Source organism: Aminobacter sp. Piv2-1, assembly GCF_037625995.1.
GTDB lineage: Bacteria > Pseudomonadota > Alphaproteobacteria > Rhizobiales > Rhizobiaceae > Aminobacter.
On sequence record NZ_JARKMU010000002.1, the window covers coordinates 122604 to 139406 of the forward strand.

The window sequence follows — 16803 nt, forward strand, 5'->3', positions numbered from 1 at the left end:
TGACCCTGCGCGCTTTGCATGTCAAACGCCCCTGAAAAGCTGTTTTCACCGCTCTCGCGGGACTAGACTTCTGGAGCGCATGTTATGACCGAGACCGTCGAGCTGTTTGGCCTTTCGATATCGCGTGAGCTGCACGATTTCGTCGTGTCTGAGGCCATGCCCGGGACCGGAGTGGATGCGGAGAAATTCTGGGAAGGGTTTGCGGCGATCGTGCACGACCTTGCGCCGAAGAACCGGGCGCTCCTGGAAAAGCGCGACGACTTCCAGCTGAAGCTCGACGCCTGGTACCGCAAGCATGGCGCGCCGCACGACATGGCGGCCTACAAGGCGTTCCTGTCCGACATCGGCTATCTCGTGCCGGAAGGCCCGGCATTTGCGGTGACGACGGAGAATGTCGACCCGGAGATCGCCACCGTCGCCGGCCCGCAGCTGGTGGTGCCTGTCATGAACGCGCGTTACGCGCTGAACGCGGCCAATGCGCGCTGGGGTTCGCTCTACGATGCGCTCTACGGCACCGACGCGATTTCCGATGCCGACGGCGCCGAGAAGGGCAAGGGTTACAACCCGAAGCGCGGGGCCAAGGTCATCACCTGGGCCAAGGCGTTCCTGGACGAGTCCGCGCCGCTGGCATCCGGCAGCTGGAGCGACGTGACGGGTCTCGCGGTTGTCGACGGCGCGCTGAAGCTCACGACCGCTTCCGGTTCGGTGGCGCTGCGTGATGCAAAACAGTTCGCCGGTTTCCGCGGCGAGGCCAAGAACCCGGATGCAGTGCTACTGGTCAAGAACGGCCTGCATGTCGAGGTGCTGGTGAACCGCGACAGCGCCATCGGCAAGACCGACCCGGCCGGCATCGCCGACATGATCGTGGAGTCGGCACTCACCACCATCCAGGACTGCGAGGATTCGGTCGCGGCCGTCGACGCCGAAGACAAGGTCCTGGTCTACCGCAACTGGCTCGGCCTGATGAAGGGCGACCTGTCGGAAAGCTTCGACAAGGGCGGCAAGACCGTCACCCGCAGGCTCAACGCCGACCGTTCCTACACCGGCCCCGATGGCGGTGCCGTCTCGCTGCCCGGCCGCTCACTGATGCTGGTGCGCAATGTCGGCCACCTGATGACCAACCCGGCGATCCGCGACCGCGACGGCAACGAGGTGCCGGAGGGCATCATGGACGCGGCGATCACCGCGCTGATCGCCCTGCACGACGTCGGCAAGGATGGCCGCCGCGCCAACAGCCGTGCCGGCTCGATGTATGTGGTCAAGCCGAAGATGCATGGCCCCGAGGAAGTGGCCTTCGCCGTCGAGATCTTCGACCGCGTCGAGCGCTTGGTCGGCATGCCCAGGAAGACCATCAAGATGGGCATCATGGACGAGGAGCGGCGCACCACCGTCAACCTCAGGGAGTGCATCCGCGCCGCCAAGGAGCGGGTGGTGTTCATCAACACCGGCTTCCTCGACCGCACCGGCGACGAGATCCACACCTCGATGGAGGCGGGTCCGATGGTGCGCAAGGGCGACATGAAGCAGGCGCCGTGGATCAATGCCTACGAGGCCTGGAACGTCGACACCGGGTTGGAATGCGGTCTCTCAGGCCATGCCCAGATCGGCAAGGGCATGTGGGCGATGCCCGACCTGATGGCGGCGATGCTGGAGCAGAAGATCGCCCACCCGAAGGCCGGCGCCAACACCGCCTGGGTGCCGTCGCCGACGGCAGCCACCCTGCATGCCACCCACTACCACAAGGTCGACGTGCACGCCGTCCAGGACCAGCTGAAGAGCCGCCCCAAGGCGCGCCTCGACGACATCCTGTCGGTGCCGGTGGTGGTCCGCCCCAACTGGACGCCGGACGAGATCCAGCGCGAGCTGGACAACAACGCGCAGGGCATCCTGGGCTACGTCGTGCGCTGGATCGACCAGGGCGTCGGCTGCTCGAAGGTTCCCGACATCAACGACGTCGGGCTGATGGAAGACCGCGCCACCTTGCGCATTTCCTCCCAGCACATCGCCAACTGGCTGCGCCACGACGTCTGCTCGCACATCCAGGTGATGGATTCTTTGCAGCGTATGGCAGCCATCGTCGACCGCCAGAATGTCGGCGACCCGCTCTACAAGCCGATGGCGCCCGAGTTCGACCAGTCGACCGCCTTCCGCGCCGCCTGCGACCTCGTCTTCGAGGGCCGCGCCCAGCCCAACGGCTACACCGAACCGGTCCTCCACAAGCGCAGGCTGGAGCTGAAGGCACGGGAAAGAGGCTAGGCAATGCGTATGGTAGCCTATCTCGCATGAAAGCGTTCCTTCGCACCCCTCTCTGGCCTGCCGGCCATCTCCCCCGCAAGGGGGGAGATCAGGCCTTCATGCGCGCCTCGACCAATCACCAGAGGCGGAAAGGAAACTTCCTGGAACCTTGCGGGGATGGCGCTAGGTCGAAGCTGCCGATCTCCCCCCTTGCGGGGGAGATGGCCGGCAGGCCAGAGGGGGGTGCGACGGAACACCCCGTTAGGAACTCAAGGCGGCGGCCAACACCATGATCCTCCTGGCCATCGACTGCGCCGCAAGCCTGTGCGCCGCCAGTGTCTATGACACGGAGGCGGGCAAGGAAATTGGCCGCTCGGTGCGCGATCTCGGCAAGGGCCATGCCGAGCACCTGATGGCCGTGATCGACGAGGCGCTGGCGCAGGCCGAAAAGGCCTATGCCGATCTCGGCAGGATCGCGGTCTCGACCGGTCCGGGCTCCTTTACCGGCGTGCGGGTGGGCGTTTCCGCCGCACGCGGATTCTCGCTGGCGCTGAAGATCCCGGCAGTCGGGGTGACGACGCTCGAGGCATTGGCCCTGGAGACGCGCCATGCGCTTGGGCCGCGCCCGGTTTTCGCAGCGCTCGATGCGGGCCGCGACGAAATCCATGCAGCACTCTATGATGGGCATGGTGCCGTGCTGCGCGAACCGGCGGTGCTGACGCTCGGTGAGGCTGCCGCAGTTGCCAGCTCCGGGCAGACGGTTCTGGCGGGAACGGCGGCGCAACTTGTGGCCGGGGCGGCCGACAAGCCATTCGAGTTCGGACCGATGCTTGCCACTGCCGATATCGGGACCTATGCGCGCCTTGCAGCCGCCAAGGCTCCCGGCGATCGCCCGAAACCCGTCTATCTGAGAGCACCGGACGCCAAGCCGCAGGCCGGCTTCGTGCTGCCAAGGGAAGAGAAATGAAATTGCCTTTCTGGCCGCGGCGCCGCGACTATGCGCTCGAGGCCCTGACGATCGAAGACAGTGCCGCCATAGCCCCCCTGCACCGCGAAGACTTCGTGCGCCCCTGGTCGGGCGAGGAGTTTTCGGCGCTGCTCGAACAGGACACGGTGTTCGGCTTTGCCGTGCGCGAGGTGGGCCAAGGCGGCGCAGCACCCGCAGGCTTCGTGTTGGCGCGCCTGGCCGCGGGCGAGGCGGAGATCCTGACCATCGCCGTATCCCGCAGCCACCGCCGCCACGGGCTCGGCTGGCGGCTGATGGACGCCGTTTTGCGTGAGCTGCACGGCCAGCGCGCCGAGGCACTGTTCCTCGAGGTCGACGAGACCAATGCCGCGGCGATCGGCCTCTACCGCAAGTTCGGCTTCCACGAGGTCGGCAAGCGCCCGAACTACTACCAGTCGGCGCAAGGGGCGACCGGCGCGCTTGTCATGCGGCTCGATCTTCGTTAGCCAGATGCCCGGTCAATCGAGGGTGTTAGGCGCTACATGATCGGAAAGATCCGCACAGGGCTGGCGCTTGCATGGATGGTCGCGGCCTCGCTGGTTCTGGTTCCGCTGCAGGTCATCTCGATGAAGACCGGACTGTGGCCGGAAACCGTCATCCTCAAGATCTGGCACCGCGCCATGCTCTGGGGGCTCGGCATGCGCGTTCGCGTCGTCGGCGAGATGGTGCAGACCCGGCCGCTGATGATCGCCGCCAACCACATCTCGTGGACCGACATCATGGCGCTCGGGTCGCGGTTCGACGTGACCTTCATCGCCAAGTCGGAGCTGAACGGCTGGCCGATCTTCGGATTCCTGTCGCGACTGCAGCGCACCGTGTTCATCGAGCGCGAGCGCAAGCGCAAGTCGGGTGACCAGGCGAGCGAGATCGCCAGGCGGCTGGCCGCGGGCGATGCCATGGTGCTGTTCGCCGAGGGCAGCACCGGCGACGGCAACCTGCTGCTGCCGTTCAAGAGCACGCTGTTCGGCGCCGCCTCCATGGCGATCGCCGAGGGCGCGGCTGAGCATGTCGTCATCCAGCCGGTGTCGATCGCATATACCCGCATCCACGGCCTGCCGCTGGGCCGCCAGCACAGGCCGATCGCCAGCTGGATCGGCGACATGGACCTGGTGCCGCATGTCGGCCAGCTGCTGGCCGAAGGCGGGCTCGACGTCGAGATCCGCTTCGGCGAGCCGATCGATTTTTCGGCCAGGTCGAGCCGCAAGGAGGCGACGCGGCTGATGGAGGAGCGGGTGCGCACGATGATGCTGCAGTCGCTCGCCGCGCCGCATCCGGCCCGGTAGCCAGGGGCGGCCAGACGCACGGCCATCATCGTCTGTTTTTTGCCGCGGAAATGGTCTAATAGCCGCCGCATGGAACTCGACGATATCTCTGAAATCATGCCGGCGGGCGATGCCGCGGCGGCAGGCGCGGGCGCGGCCAGGAAGGTCTTCATCAAGACCTATGGCTGCCAGATGAACGTCTACGACTCGCAGCGCATGAACGATGCGCTCGCCGCGGACGGCTATTCGGCCACCGAGACCATCGAGGACGCCGATCTCGTGCTCCTCAACACCTGCCACATCCGCGAGAAGGCGGCCGAGAAGGTCTATTCCGAACTCGGCAGGCTGAACAAGCTCAAGGCCGAACGCGCCGCCAACGGCCGCGAGATGGTGGTCGGCGTCACCGGCTGCGTCGCCCAGGCCGAAGGCCGGGAGATCATCCGCCGCGCCGCTGCGGTCGACCTCGTGGTCGGCCCGCAGACCTATCACCGCCTGCCCGAGGTGGTGAGGAAGGCGCGCGGCGGCCAGAAGGTGGTCGAGACCGAATACGCGCTCGAGGACAAGTTCGAGCACCTGCCGCAGCCGCGCAAGGCCGAGGTCGCCAAGCGCGGCGTCACCGCCTTCCTGACCGTGCAGGAGGGTTGCGACAAGTTCTGCACCTTCTGCGTGGTGCCCTATACGCGCGGCTCGGAAGTGTCGCGTTCGGTCGCCCAGATCGTCGCCGAGGCCGAACGACTGGCCGAGGCCGGCGTGCGCGAGGTGACGCTGCTCGGCCAGAACGTCAATGCCTGGCACGGCGAAGGCCCCGACGGCAGCGAATGGGGGCTTGGCCGGCTGCTCTATCGGCTGGCCGAAATCCCCGGCCTGGCGCGGCTGCGCTACACCACCAGCCATCCGCGCGACATGGACGACGAACTGATCGCGGCGCATCGCGACCTCGCAGCGCTGATGCCCTACCTGCACCTGCCGGTGCAGTCGGGCTCGGACCGCATCCTCAAGGCGATGAACCGCAGGCATACGGCGAAAGACTATCTCAGGCTGATCGACCGCATCCGTGCGGCGCGCCCCGATATCGCCATGTCCGGCGACTTCATCGTCGGCTTCCCCGGCGAGACCGACGCGGACTTCGAGGCGACGCTTGCGATCATCCGCGCCACCAACTACGCCTCGGCCTACTCGTTCAAATATTCTCCGCGCCCCGGCACGCCGGGCGCCGAGATGGACGGCCATGTCGAGGAGAGGGTGAAGGACGAGCGGCTGCAGCGCCTGCAGGCGCTGATCACCGAACAGCAGCACGCCTTCGCCGCCGGACTGGTCGGCAGGACCATGTCGACGCTGATCGAGAAGCCGGGCCGCGAGCCTGGTCAGGTCGTCGGCCGTTCGCCCTGGCTTCAGCCGGTGATTGTTGATGAAAAGGCCGGCGAAATCGGTGACATTGTTGATGTGCGAATCACGAAGACGGGCACCAACAGCCTGTTCGCCGAGGTGGCCTGAGGTGCCCGGCAGATGAGGAGAGACGGTTGAGCGCTGCTGAACTCAAGAACCTGCCCTCCGGGGCGTCTGACATGGCGCACATCGTACTGACCTTCGACAACAACAAGCTTGCCAGTGCGCTTTACGGCCAGTTCGACGAGAACCTGGCGCGGCTCGAGCAGAAGCTCGGCGTCGACATCCGCTCGCGCGGCAACCAGCTGACCATCAAGGGCAGCGCCACCGCCGCCGAACAGGCGCGGCGCGCGCTCGATCACCTCTATGCGATCCTGCAGAAAGGCGGGGAAGTGGCTCAATCCGACGTCGATGGGGCCGTTCGCATGGCTGTCGCCCCCGACGACCAGCTGACGCTGCCGACGCTCGAGCGCAAGGGCAAGATGGCCGCCGCCCAGATCTCGACGCGCAAGCGCACCATCTATGCCCGCTCGCTCAACCAGGACGCCTACATGCGGGCGCTGGAGCGCTCGGAGCTGGTCTTCGGCATCGGCCCGGCCGGCACTGGCAAGACCTATCTGGCGGTGGCGCACGCCGCCATGCTGCTCGAACGCGGCATGGTCGAGCGCATCATCCTGTCGCGGCCGGCGGTGGAGGCGGGCGAGCGCCTCGGCTTCCTGCCCGGCGACATGAAGGAGAAGGTCGACCCCTATCTGCGACCGCTCTACGACGCGCTCTACGACATGATGCCGGCCGACAAGGTCGAACGCGCCATTGCCGCCGAGGTGATCGAGATCGCGCCGCTGGCCTTCATGCGCGGCCGCACGCTGGCCCACTCCGCCGTCATCCTCGACGAGGCGCAGAACACCACCTCGATGCAGATGAAGATGTTCCTCACCCGCCTGGGCGAGAACTCGCGCATGATCGTCACCGGCGATCCGACGCAGATCGACCTGCCGCCCAACACCAAGTCGGGCCTGGTAGAGGCGCTGCGCATCCTCGACGGCGTGCCGGGGGCGGTGACGGTGCGCTTCAACGACACCGACGTGGTCCGCCATCCGCTCGTCGCCGAGATCGTCAGGGCCTACGACCGCGACGGCAAGATGGCGCGCGGCCTCGCCGGCGAAGACTGATCGGAACCATCGCATGTCCAGCACTCAGCTGCCCGCCGCCGCGGGCGTCGAACTCGACATCGACCTGATGGTCGAGGCGGGCGCCTGGGCGGGGGAGGACGAACTCCGCGCGCTGGTCGAGCGCGCCGTGCCCGCAGCGCTCGCCGAAGCGGAGGCAGAAGCGGCGGAGGGCGTCGAGCTCAGCCTCGTCTTCACCGACGACGCGGCGATCCAGAGGCTCAACGCCGAGTGGCGCGGCAAGGACAAGCCGACCAACGTCCTGTCCTTCCCGGCGTTTCCGATCGCGCCCGGCGACCCGCTGCCGCCGATGCTCGGCGACATCGTGCTCGCCAGCGAGACCGTGGCGCGCGAGGCGGCGGAAGAGAATAAGCCGCTCGAAAACCACATCACCCATCTCATTGTCCACGGACTCCTGCATCTTTTGGGGTATGATCACGAGACCGACGAGCAGGCCGAGGAGATGGAAGCGCTGGAGCGCCGGGCGCTTGCCAGGCTTGCCATTCCCGATCCCTACGCGTAACAGGGACGAACAATCGACCGGAAGACGATGAACGAGAAACCTGAGATTGCCGCCTCTCCCGAACCGGGGCCTGCGGCAAGAGCCTCCGAACAGGCCGAAGACGGGCCTAGTACCAGCGCCGCGCCGCATTCGGCGCATGAACCGCACTCCGAGCGGCCGTCCTTCATCGAGCGTCTGACGCGGCTGTTCCGGCACCGCAACGGCAGCAACATCCGCGAGGAGATCGCCGACGCGCTGGCCGACACGGCGAGCGGCGCCGAATCCTTCTCGCCCGGCGAGCGCGCCATGCTCAACAACATCCTGAGGCTCCGCGAGGTGCGGGTCGAGGATGTGATGGTGCCCAGGGCCGACATCGAGGCGATCGAACTCAACACCAAGCTCGGCGAGATGCTCGGCGTCTTCGAGCAGTCGGGCCATTCGCGCATGCCGGTCTATGTCGAGACCCTCGACGACCCGCGCGGCATGGTCCACATCCGCGACATCCTCGCCCACATCACCCGCGGCGCCCGCGTCAAGAAAGGCAGGTCGCGCAAGGCCCAGGCCGCCGACGCGCAGCTCGATCTCGCCCAGGTCGACCTCAATCGCAGCATCGGCGAGCTCAACCTCATCCGCACGGTGCTGTTCGTGCCGCCGTCGATGCTCGCCTCCGACCTCATGCAGCGTATGCAGGCGACGCGCACGCAGATGGCGCTGGTCATCGACGAATATGGCGGCACCGACGGCCTTGTCTCGCTCGAGGACATCGTCGAGATGGTGGTCGGCGACATCGAGGACGAGCACGACGACGACGAGCCGATGATCACGCAGGCCGGCGAAGGCGTCTATGTGGTCGACGGCAAGGCCGAGATCGAGGAGGTCGCCAAGGTGCTCGGCGAGGAGTTCTCGCCCGGCGAGCACGCCGAATATGTCGACACGATCGGCGGCCTGATCTTCAATGCGCTAGGACGGGTGCCGGCCCGCGGCGAGGTGGTGCAGGCGATCCCCGGCTTCGAGTTCCACGTGCTCGACGCCGACCCGCGCCGGGTCAAGCGCGTCCGCATCGTCCATATCCAGAAGGGCGAGCGCCGCCGCCGCGCCAAGGCCGAGCAGGTCTAGTGCCCCCTGCGGCGCCGCGTCCCCTATGGCGCCGCATTTTCCTGCTGCTACATCTTCGTTCCAATTGCTGCTGAGGGGGGACGAATGGTGCGCTTTGCGGGACGGATAATTCTGCTTTCTGGCTGGAGGAGAAACCTGACGGCGTTCCTGGCGGGCGCCGCCGCCGTGCTGGCGCAGGCGCCGTACGACTTTTTCTTCGCCGGGTTCCTCTCCTTTCCCATCCTGGTGTGGCTGATCGACGGTGCCGTCGCCGACACCCCGGCTGGCGTCCTGCGCCGGCTCAGGCCGGCATTCGCGACGGGCTGGTGGTTCGGCTTCGGCTATTTCCTGGCCGGGCTGTGGTGGATCGGCGGCGCCCTTTTGGTGGAAGCCGAGAGCTTTGCCTGGGCGCTGCCCTTCGCCGTCGTCGGCATTCCGCTGATACTGTCGTTCTTCTACGGCTTTGCCGCGGCCATCGCGCGGCTGTTCTGGAGCCCCGGCATCGGCCGGGTCGTGGCGCTCGCCTTCGCCTTCGGCCTGATGGAATGGCTGCGGACCTTCGTCTTCACCGGCTTCCCATGGATTCCCGTAGGCTTTGGCGCCATGCCCATTCCGCTGTTGATGCAGAGCGTGTCGGTGGTGGGCACGACGGGCATGAACGTGCTGGCTGTCTTCGTCTTCGCCATGCCGGCGCTGCTGGCCGACGGCCGCAACCTGAAGCTTGGCGCTGCGCTGGCGGTACTGCTGGCGGCCGCGCATGCCGGCTACGGCTACCTGCGGCTGTCCGCCCCGGCGGTGCCAGCCGGCCGCACGCTCGACGTCCGCATCGTCCAGCCCAACATCGACCTGTCGGAAAAATGGGACGGCCGCGTCCGCGACCGCATCTTCTCCGACCTGCTCAAGCTCTCGAGCGAGGCGCCGAAGGCCGGCGCCAACAAGCCGCAGCTGATCGTCTGGCCGGAGACCTCGGTGCCGTTCCTGTTCTCCGAGCGCCCCGACGGACTGGTAGCCATCGGCGAGATGCTGGGCGAAGGGCAGATGCTCATGGCCGGCACGGTGCGCGCCGAGGACGGCTCGGGCGGGGAGACGCTCTATTACAACTCGGTCGCCAGCATCAACGACAAGGGCGAGATCGTCGGCGCCGTCGACAAGGTGCATCTCGTGCCGTTCGGTGAGTACATACCCTTTGCCGATCTGATGGCGCGTGTCGGGCTGACGCAGCTGGTCGCCGGCCCAATGAATTTCGAAGCCGGCACGAGCCGTCGCCCGTTCGACCTGCCTGGCGGCCTCAAGGCGGCGGCCTACATTTGTTACGAAATAATCTTTCCTGAGCTCGTCGCTGTTGACGCAGCGTCAACGCAGATTATTGTAAATGTTACAAACGACGCATGGTTTGGCGACACGCCCGGCCCATACCAGCATTTCCGGCAGTCGCAGATCCGCGCCGTGGAAAATGGAATGCCGGTCCTGCGCGCGGCCAACACAGGGATTTCCGGCATTGTCGATCCGTTCGGGCGAGCTGTGGATGCACTTGCGATGAACACTCGCGGCATCATCGATTTCTCGCTTCCGGTGGACGCGTCGAGCGCCGCGCCGTCGCAACCGTGGCGTGTTAACGGTTTCCTGATCATGTTGGGGTTTGCCGTTGCGGCAGGCGGCCTGAAGCTGAGGCAGAGGCTCAGGGCGAATTGACACTGTGGTTGTTAGAAACTCATATGCTGTCGCACGGCTTCAGGCCGTTCCGGTCGGCATTGGTATGCAAAAGATCAACCGGCCCTGAAACGGGCATCTGCCCAATAATAATGCTGGAATAATCCGGCGAGGAAAGACAGTGGAAAAAGAAAACAAGAAAAAACCAAATCCTACCGACGTTCACGTCGGTGGGCGAATTCGCCTGCGACGCAATATGTTGGGAATGAGCCAGGAGAAGCTGGGCGAAAGCTTGGGAATTACCTTCCAGCAGATCCAGAAGTATGAAAAAGGCACGAATCGAGTCGGAGCAAGCCGCCTCCAGGCCATCGCTTCGATCCTCAGCGTGCCGGTCGCATTCTTCTTCGAGGACGCTCCCGGCCAAGAAGGCACCGAGCACAGGGGGCTGGCCGAGGATGCTTCCACCAGCTTCGTGGTCGATTTCCTTTCGAGCGCCGAGGGCCTGCAGCTCAACCGTGCCTTTGCCCGCATTTCCAACCCGAAAGTCCGGCGCAAGGTCATCGAGCTGGCCAAGGTCCTGGCCGACGACGACGAGCAGTGACACCGTGCGACGGCGATGCGCCGTCGCAACGCATTGCAATAACCTGCCTTACGTGGCGAAAAGCCTGCTTGACGAGTTCCGGCAGGCTTCGCTAACACATGGCCGCGCCAAATGGTCGGCATCGCGCCGGCCGCTTTCCAAGAGGGGACATCCCGTGTCGCGGCAGAACTATCTCTTCACGTCCGAATCCGTATCCGAAGGTCACCCCGACAAGGTGTGCGACCGCATTTCCGACGAGATCGTCGATCTCGTCTACCGAGAAGCCAAGAAGACCGGCATGGATCCGTGGAAGGTCCGAGTCGCCTGCGAAACGCTCGCGACGACCAACCGCGTCGTGATCGCCGGCGAGGTTCGCGTGCCCGACACGCTGCTCAAGAAGGACAAGAACGGCGAGATCGTCAAGGACACCGCCGGCCACCCGGTCGTCAATCCGTCCAAGTTCAAGGCCGTTGCCCGCAAGGCCATCCGCGCCATCGGCTACGAGCAGGCCGGCTTCCACTGGAAGACCGCCAAGATCGACGTGCTGCTGCACGGCCAGTCGCCCGACATCGGCCAGGGCGTCGACAACGCCGCCGACCGCCAGGGCGAAGAGGGCGCGGGCGACCAGGGCATCATGTTCGGCTATGCCTGCCGCGAGACCCCGGACCTGATGCCGGCGCCGATCTACTACAGCCACAAGGTCCTCGAGCTGCTCGCTGCCGCCCGCCACGAAGGCAAGGGCGACGCCGGCAAGCTCGGTCCGGACGCCAAGAGCCAGGTCACCGTGCGCTACCGCGACGGCAAGGCCCACGACGTCACCCAGATCGTGCTGTCGACCCAGCATCTCGACGACAGCTGGGATTCGGCCAAGGTGCGCAAGGTGGTCGAGCCCTACATCCGCGAGGCCCTCGGCGACCTCGAGATCGCCAAGGACTGCAACTGGTACATCAACCCGACCGGCAAGTTTGTGATCGGCGGCCCCGACGGCGATGCAGGCCTGACCGGCCGCAAGATCATCGTCGACACCTACGGCGGTGCTGCCCCGCATGGCGGCGGCGCCTTCTCGGGCAAGGACACCACCAAGGTCGACCGCTCGGCCGCCTATGCGGCGCGCTACCTCGCCAAGAACGTGGTTGCCGCCAGGCTCGCCGATCGCTGCACCATCCAGCTGTCCTACGCCATCGGCGTCGCCCAGCCGCTGTCGGTCTATGTCGACCTGCACGGCACCGGCAAGGTGTCGGAGGCAGCGCTCGAGGAAGCCCTGCGCGAGGTCATGGACCTGTCGCCGTCGGGCATCCGCCGCCACCTCGACCTCAACAAGCCGATCTATGCCAAGACCTCGTCCTACGGTCATTTCGGCCGCAAGGCCGGCCGCGACGGATCCTTCTCCTGGGAGAAGACCGACCTGGTCAAGGCGATCAAGGATGCCGTCGCCAGCAAGGAAGCTGTCGCCGCCTGAGGCGACTGGCGTTTTTCGATGGAACAGGAACCGCGCCGCAGCCGCACGAGCGAAGCCTTCTTCGGCCGGCGGCGCGGAAAGCCTGTCCGCCCTCACCAGGCGGCGGCTCTTGAAAAGGGGCTCGCCCGCTTCGGTCTCGACCTCGCAACGCCGGCCCCCGCCGACCTGACCACGCTGTTCGAGGCGCCGGTCACGAAGGTGCGGCTCGAGATCGGTTTCGGCGCCGGCGAGCATCTTCGCCATATCGCCGCCAACAAGCCCGACGCCGGCTTCATCGGCGTCGAGCCCTTCGTCAACGGCATGGCCAAGATGACGGCGGCGCTCGACGAGCACCTGCTGCTCAACATCCGCCTCTATGACGAAGACGCCACGCAGCTGCTCGACTGGCTGCCGGAGGCGTCGCTCGACGGCATCGACCTGTTCTACCCCGATCCCTGGCCGAAGAAGAAGCACTGGAAGCGGCGTTTCGTCAGCCCGGCCAATCTCGACCGCTTCGCCCGCGTGCTGAAGCGCGGCGGAAAATTCCGCTTCGCCTCCGACATCGACACCTATGTCAACTGGACGCTGCTGCACTGCCGCGCCCATCCGGGCTTCGACTGGCAGGCGGCCGACGCCCAGGACTGGCACCGGCCCTATGACGGCTGGACCCGCACACGCTACGAGGCCAAGGCCATCCGCGAGAACCGCGTTCCAGCCTATCTGACTTTCGTCAGGGTTTAGGCTGCAACCCCTCGCCGACGCGATGCCGAGGCTCAGGCAAGACGCTTGCGCAGGGTGAGCGAGGTCGGCCGGTCGTAGCCCTCATGCGCCGTGCGCTCCACTTCGACGAAGCCGAGCCGGGCGAAGGTGGCGTGGTTGGCCACGAGTTCGATTCGCGCCTGCAGTTCGAGCACCGGCTTGCCGTGCTCGATGGCGTGGCGCTCGGCCGCCTGCATCAGCATCCGGCCGAGGCTCGCGCCGCGTGCACTCTCGTCGACGGCGAGCTTGCCGACATAGAAGGCGTTGCTCCGCTCGGCGACGAAGATGCAGCCGGCGAGCCGGCCGTCGATGGTGGCGATGAAGCAGGTTTCCTCCCCCGCCTTGCGGCGCAGGCCCTCGGGCGTGAGCTTGTGTGCCGAGGACGGCGGGTCGATGACCCCGTCCATGTAGGCGAAGCAGCGCATGATGAGGCCGAGCAGTTCGTCCCAGCGGGAAAAGTCCTCGGGCAGGCGGGCAATCGTGACGTCCGTCATGCTCGGGATGCCTTGTAGCGCACCGTGTCGAAGCGGGCGCCGAGTGCATCGTAAAGCAGCAAGCGGCCGACCAGCGGCTCGCCGATGCCGGTGATCAGCTTGATCGTCTCCATCGCCTGCAGCGTGCCCATCACGCCGGTCAGCGCGCCGAGCACGCCGGCCACCGCGCAGGACGGCACCAGGCCCGGCGGCGGCGGCTCGGGGAAGAGGTCGCGGTAGCTTGGGTTGCGGCGGCCGTCGGCGCCGGTCTCGAACGGCTTCAGCACCGTGATCGAGCCGTCGAAGCGCCCGACGGCGGCGTGCACCAGCGGCCGCTCGCATGCGGCGCAGGCGTCCGCCACCGCATAGCGCGTCTCGAAATTGTCGGAGCCGTCGACGACGAGGTCGTAGGCGGAAACGAGTTCGCCGGCATTGGCCTCGGTCAGGCGCAGCTGGTGCAGCTCGACCGTCACATGCGGATTGATGCGCCGGATAGCCGCCGCGGCGCTCTCGGCCTTGGACTGGCCGACCGACTGGGTGTCGTGGATCACCTGGCGCTGCAGGTTGGACAGCGATACATGATCGTCGTCGACGATGCCGAGCGTGCCGACGCCGGCCGCCGCCAGATATTCGAGCACCGGCGCGCCGAGCCCGCCTGCGCCGATCACCAGCACGCGGGCGCGCTTCAGCTTCTGCTGGCCGGGGCCGCCGATCTCCGGCAGCACGATGTGGCGGGCGTAGCGTTCGAGTTCTTCGGGGGAGAGGGGGGCGGCCTGGTTCATGGCCGGGAGCATATAGGCGCGATGTCGCCTTGTCAGGCGGTGTTGCGGCGCCGCACGTCCTTTCGGACACGTGCTGGTCCGTGCAGCCTCAGAGATCGGTCGGCCGCACGCTGCCGTGGTCGACGGTCAGGAACTGCGCCTTGCCCGCGAGGCTGGAGAACAGCGCCGGCTCGGTGCCGGTCATGAACGCCTGGCAGTTGAGGTTTTCGAGGATGGCGAAAAGTGCTGCCCGCCGGCCGGCGTCGAGATGGGCGGCGATCTCGTCGAGCAGGAGAATCGGTGCCGCACCGGCCATCTCGCCGGTCAGGCGTGCGTGCGAGACGACGATGCCGACCAGCAGCGCCTTCTGCTCGCCGGTCGAGCAGAGTTCGGCCGGCATCGCCTTCGGCCGGTGGCGGACCACGAGGTCGGAGCGGTGCGGGCCTTCGAGCGTGCGGCCGGCGGCGCGGTCGCGCTCGCGCCCCTCGGCCAGCGCCCGGCGGAAATGCTCTTCCAGCTCGACCGCCGGCATGTTGCCGATGCTCTCCTCGAGCGTGCCCGACAGCGCGAGGTCGGCCTGCGGGAAGGGACCCGTCTCGGGCAGCTTGCCGATCATGGCGGTGAGCAGCCGCACCATCTCGACGCGGGCTGCGGCGATCGCCGCACCGGTCTCGGCCATCTGGGTCTCGATCGCCTCGAACCAGCTGCGGTCGCGGCGATCTTCCGACAGTAGCCGGTTGCGGCCACGCATCGCCTTTTCATAGTCGAGCGCGCGCTGGCCGTGCGCCGGGTCTATCGCCAGCACCAGCCGGTCGAGGAAACGGCGGCGGTCGCCGGCCGACCCGGTAAACAGGGAATCCATCGACGGCGTCAGCCAGACGACGCGCAGCCATTCCAGCATCTCGTCGGCCGACTTGGCCGTCGCGCCATTGATGCGCACGCGCCGCCCCGCCTCGCCGGCGGCCTCCGGCGCGGTGCCGGTGCCGATCTCGGCGTCGCCGAACGGACCATCGATCGTCGCATGCACGGCGAACGCGCCGGAGCTGCCCTCGCGCGCCACGTCGGTGTAGGGCGCCCGGCGCAGGCCGCGTCCCGGCGTGAGCAGGGAGATCGCCTCGAGCAGGTTGGTCTTGCCGGCGCCGTTCTCGCCGGTGAACACCACCGCGCCCGGCCTGAGGTCGAGCGAAAGCGAGCCGTAGTTGCGGAAATCCGTCAGCGTCAGCTTGCGGATATGCGTCGAAGGGATGCGTTTCGGCGTCCCCCCGGTTTCGAGGTCCTGCACGGACGTGCGGGCGCTACACGCGCATCGGCATCAGCACGTAGAGAGCGTTCTCGTCGGCTGTGTCGTGGATGAGCGTGGGCGACCCGGCATCCGCCAGCATGAAGCGCGCCTCGCTGCCCGACAGCTGGGCGGCGACGTCGAGCAGATACTTGGCGTTGAAGCCGATCTCAATCGGGTCCGCCGAATAGTCGGCGGCGAGTTCTTCCGTCGCGCTGCCCGAATCGGGGTTGTTGACGGCGAGCGTCACCTGGCCGTCGGCGATGGACAGCTTCACCGCCCGCCCGCGCTCGGACGAGATGGTGGAGACGCGGTCGACGGCCGCGGCGAAGCTCTGGCGGTCGATGGTCAGCTTCTTGTCGTTGCCGCTCGGGATGACGCGCTGGTAGTCGGGGAAGGTGCCGTCGATCAGCTTCGAGGTCAGGATCACGCTGCCGATGGTGAGGCGGATCTTGGTGTCGGACAGCTCGGTGGTCACCGCTACGTCGGGAGCGTCGAGCAGCTTCTGGATCTCGCTGACCGTCTTGCGCGGGATGATGATGCCCGGCATGCCCTCGGAGCCCGCAGGCGCCTCGACCTCGGCGCGGGCGAGACGGTGGCCGTCGGTGGCGACGGCGCGCAGCATCAGCTTGCCGGCGCTTTCCAGCGTGTGCAGGAAGATGCCGTTGAGGTAGTAGCGCGTCTCCTCGGTCGAGATGGCGAACTGGGTCTTGTCGATCAGGCCCTTGAGCGCCTGGGCGTCGAGCCGGAAGATGTGCGAGAAGGAGCCGGCCGACAGCTCGGGGAAGTCGGACTGCGGCAGGCACTGCAGCCGGAAGCTCGAACGGCCCGAGATCACCGACATGGCGTTGCCGTCCTCGTCGGTCTTGAGCATCACCTCGGCGCCGTCGGGCAGCTTGCGGACGATGTCGTAGAGCAGGTGCGCGGGCACGGTGGTGGCACCGGCGCGCTCGACATTGGCGGGGGTGGCCTCCGAGACCTCGAGGTCGAGGTCGGTCGCCTTCATCTCCAGGCTCGCGCCGTCCGCCTGCAAGAGCACGTTGGACAGGATCGGGATCGTGTTCCGCCGTTCGACCACGCGGTGCACGTGGTTCAGCGACTTCAACAGGTTGGAGCGTTCCAGGATAACACGCATGACGAAACAGGCTCGCTTATTTGAAGGTGCGGGCTCGCGGGCTCGAACTGCGCCCGGGGAAAGCCCGCAACAC

The 16803-nt window shown here is 66.7% G+C and carries 16 protein-coding genes; 12 read left to right on the top strand and 4 right to left on the bottom strand.

The window, feature by feature from the left end:
- Positions 1-84 precede the first annotated feature (84 nt).
- The 12 genes from AmiPiv_RS04400 (at position 85) to trmB (ending at position 13064) form a co-directional block, all read left to right on the top strand.
- A complete protein-coding gene (locus AmiPiv_RS04400; protein WP_340036085.1) occupies positions 85-2256 on the top strand; it encodes a malate synthase G in 2172 nt (723 codons plus the stop codon).
- A 268-nt stretch (positions 2257-2524) separates the two neighbouring features.
- Entirely contained in the window at positions 2525-3202 is a 678-nt protein-coding gene (gene tsaB / locus AmiPiv_RS04405) for a tRNA (adenosine(37)-N6)-threonylcarbamoyltransferase complex dimerization subunit type 1 TsaB (protein WP_340036086.1), read from the top strand.
- The gene (rimI, locus tag AmiPiv_RS04410) at positions 3199-3687 is read left to right on the top strand and encodes a ribosomal protein S18-alanine N-acetyltransferase (protein ID WP_340036087.1); all 489 of its coding nucleotides are present in this window, start codon (positions 3199-3201) and stop codon (positions 3685-3687) included. The genes tsaB and rimI overlap by 4 nt, the downstream gene beginning before the upstream one ends.
- 36 nt (positions 3688-3723) lie before the next feature.
- Complete coding sequence (locus AmiPiv_RS04415) at positions 3724-4524, top strand: lysophospholipid acyltransferase family protein (protein ID WP_340036088.1); 801 nt, start codon at positions 3724-3726, stop codon at positions 4522-4524.
- A gap of 69 nt (positions 4525-4593) precedes the next feature.
- Entirely contained in the window at positions 4594-5997 is a 1404-nt protein-coding gene (gene miaB, locus AmiPiv_RS04420) for a tRNA (N6-isopentenyl adenosine(37)-C2)-methylthiotransferase MiaB (RefSeq protein ID WP_445206895.1), read from the top strand.
- Between the two features lie 71 nt (positions 5998-6068).
- Complete coding sequence (locus AmiPiv_RS04425) at positions 6069-7061, top strand: PhoH family protein (protein WP_445206906.1); 993 nt, start codon at positions 6069-6071, stop codon at positions 7059-7061.
- Between the two features lie 13 nt (positions 7062-7074).
- Complete coding sequence (gene ybeY, locus AmiPiv_RS04430; RefSeq protein ID WP_340036090.1) at positions 7075-7581, top strand: rRNA maturation RNase YbeY; 507 nt, start codon at positions 7075-7077, stop codon at positions 7579-7581.
- Between the two features lie 27 nt (positions 7582-7608).
- Positions 7609-8676: a hemolysin family protein gene (locus tag AmiPiv_RS04435; protein ID WP_340036091.1), complete on the top strand. Its 1068-nt coding sequence runs from the start codon at positions 7609-7611 to the stop codon at positions 8674-8676.
- 84 nt (positions 8677-8760) lie between these two features.
- On the top strand, positions 8761-10347 hold the full coding sequence (gene lnt / locus AmiPiv_RS04440) for an apolipoprotein N-acyltransferase (protein WP_340036092.1): 1587 nt from the start codon (positions 8761-8763) through the stop codon (positions 10345-10347).
- Positions 10348-10486: 139 nt separating this feature from the next.
- Entirely contained in the window at positions 10487-10906 is a 420-nt protein-coding gene (locus tag AmiPiv_RS04445; protein WP_340036093.1) for a helix-turn-helix domain-containing protein, read from the top strand.
- A gap of 154 nt (positions 10907-11060) precedes the next feature.
- Positions 11061-12344: a methionine adenosyltransferase gene (metK, locus tag AmiPiv_RS04450; protein ID WP_340036094.1), complete on the top strand. Its 1284-nt coding sequence runs from the start codon at positions 11061-11063 to the stop codon at positions 12342-12344.
- A gap of 18 nt (positions 12345-12362) precedes the next feature.
- On the top strand, positions 12363-13064 hold the full coding sequence (gene trmB, locus AmiPiv_RS04455) for a tRNA (guanine(46)-N(7))-methyltransferase TrmB (RefSeq protein WP_340036095.1): 702 nt from the start codon (positions 12363-12365) through the stop codon (positions 13062-13064).
- Positions 13065-13096: 32 nt separating this feature from the next.
- On the opposite strand, the gene AmiPiv_RS04460 is transcribed toward trmB, so the two are convergent.
- From AmiPiv_RS04460 to dnaN, 4 genes are all read right to left on the bottom strand, one after another.
- Positions 13097-13576, bottom strand: a complete 480-nt coding sequence (locus tag AmiPiv_RS04460; RefSeq protein WP_340036096.1) for a GNAT family N-acetyltransferase — start codon at positions 13574-13576, stop codon at positions 13097-13099.
- Positions 13573-14337 (bottom strand): molybdopterin-synthase adenylyltransferase MoeB, encoded by a 765-nt coding sequence (locus AmiPiv_RS04465; protein WP_340036097.1) that lies wholly within the window; start codon positions 14335-14337, stop codon positions 13573-13575. The genes AmiPiv_RS04460 and AmiPiv_RS04465 overlap by 4 nt, the downstream gene beginning before the upstream one ends.
- 88 nt (positions 14338-14425) lie before the next feature.
- A complete protein-coding gene (gene recF / locus AmiPiv_RS04470) occupies positions 14426-15562 on the bottom strand; it encodes a DNA replication/repair protein RecF (RefSeq protein ID WP_340036464.1) in 1137 nt (378 codons plus the stop codon).
- Between the two features lie 49 nt (positions 15563-15611).
- Positions 15612-16730 (bottom strand): DNA polymerase III subunit beta, encoded by a 1119-nt coding sequence (gene dnaN / locus AmiPiv_RS04475; RefSeq protein WP_340036098.1) that lies wholly within the window; start codon positions 16728-16730, stop codon positions 15612-15614.
- Positions 16731-16803: the final 73 nt, after the last annotated feature.

Bases quoted from the DNA above. Each gene is read 5' to 3' on its own strand.
- trmB (WP_340036095.1), top strand. From the start codon at position 12,363: ATGGAACAGGAACCGCGCCGCAGCCGCACGAGCGAAGCCTTCTTCGGC.
- AmiPiv_RS04415 (WP_340036088.1), top strand. From the start codon at position 3,724: ATGATCGGAAAGATCCGCACAGGGCTGGCGCTTGCATGGATGGTCGCG.
- ybeY (WP_340036090.1), top strand. From the start codon at position 7,075: ATGTCCAGCACTCAGCTGCCCGCCGCCGCGGGCGTCGAACTCGACATC.
- AmiPiv_RS04465 (WP_340036097.1), bottom strand. From the start codon at position 14,337: ATGAACCAGGCCGCCCCCCTCTCCCCCGAAGAACTCGAACGCTACGCC.
- AmiPiv_RS04400 (WP_340036085.1), top strand. From the start codon at position 85: ATGACCGAGACCGTCGAGCTGTTTGGCCTTTCGATATCGCGTGAGCTG.
- AmiPiv_RS04460 (WP_340036096.1), bottom strand. From the start codon at position 13,576: ATGACGGACGTCACGATTGCCCGCCTGCCCGAGGACTTTTCCCGCTGG.
- lnt (WP_340036092.1), top strand. From the start codon at position 8,761: ATGGTGCGCTTTGCGGGACGGATAATTCTGCTTTCTGGCTGGAGGAGA.
- AmiPiv_RS04435 (WP_340036091.1), top strand. From the start codon at position 7,609: ATGAACGAGAAACCTGAGATTGCCGCCTCTCCCGAACCGGGGCCTGCG.
- rimI (WP_340036087.1), top strand. From the start codon at position 3,199: ATGAAATTGCCTTTCTGGCCGCGGCGCCGCGACTATGCGCTCGAGGCC.
- tsaB (WP_340036086.1), top strand. From the start codon at position 2,525: ATGATCCTCCTGGCCATCGACTGCGCCGCAAGCCTGTGCGCCGCCAGT.
- miaB (WP_445206895.1), top strand. From the start codon at position 4,594: ATGGAACTCGACGATATCTCTGAAATCATGCCGGCGGGCGATGCCGCG.
- dnaN (WP_340036098.1), bottom strand. From the start codon at position 16,730: ATGCGTGTTATCCTGGAACGCTCCAACCTGTTGAAGTCGCTGAACCAC.
- AmiPiv_RS04425 (WP_445206906.1), top strand. From the start codon at position 6,069: ATGGCGCACATCGTACTGACCTTCGACAACAACAAGCTTGCCAGTGCG.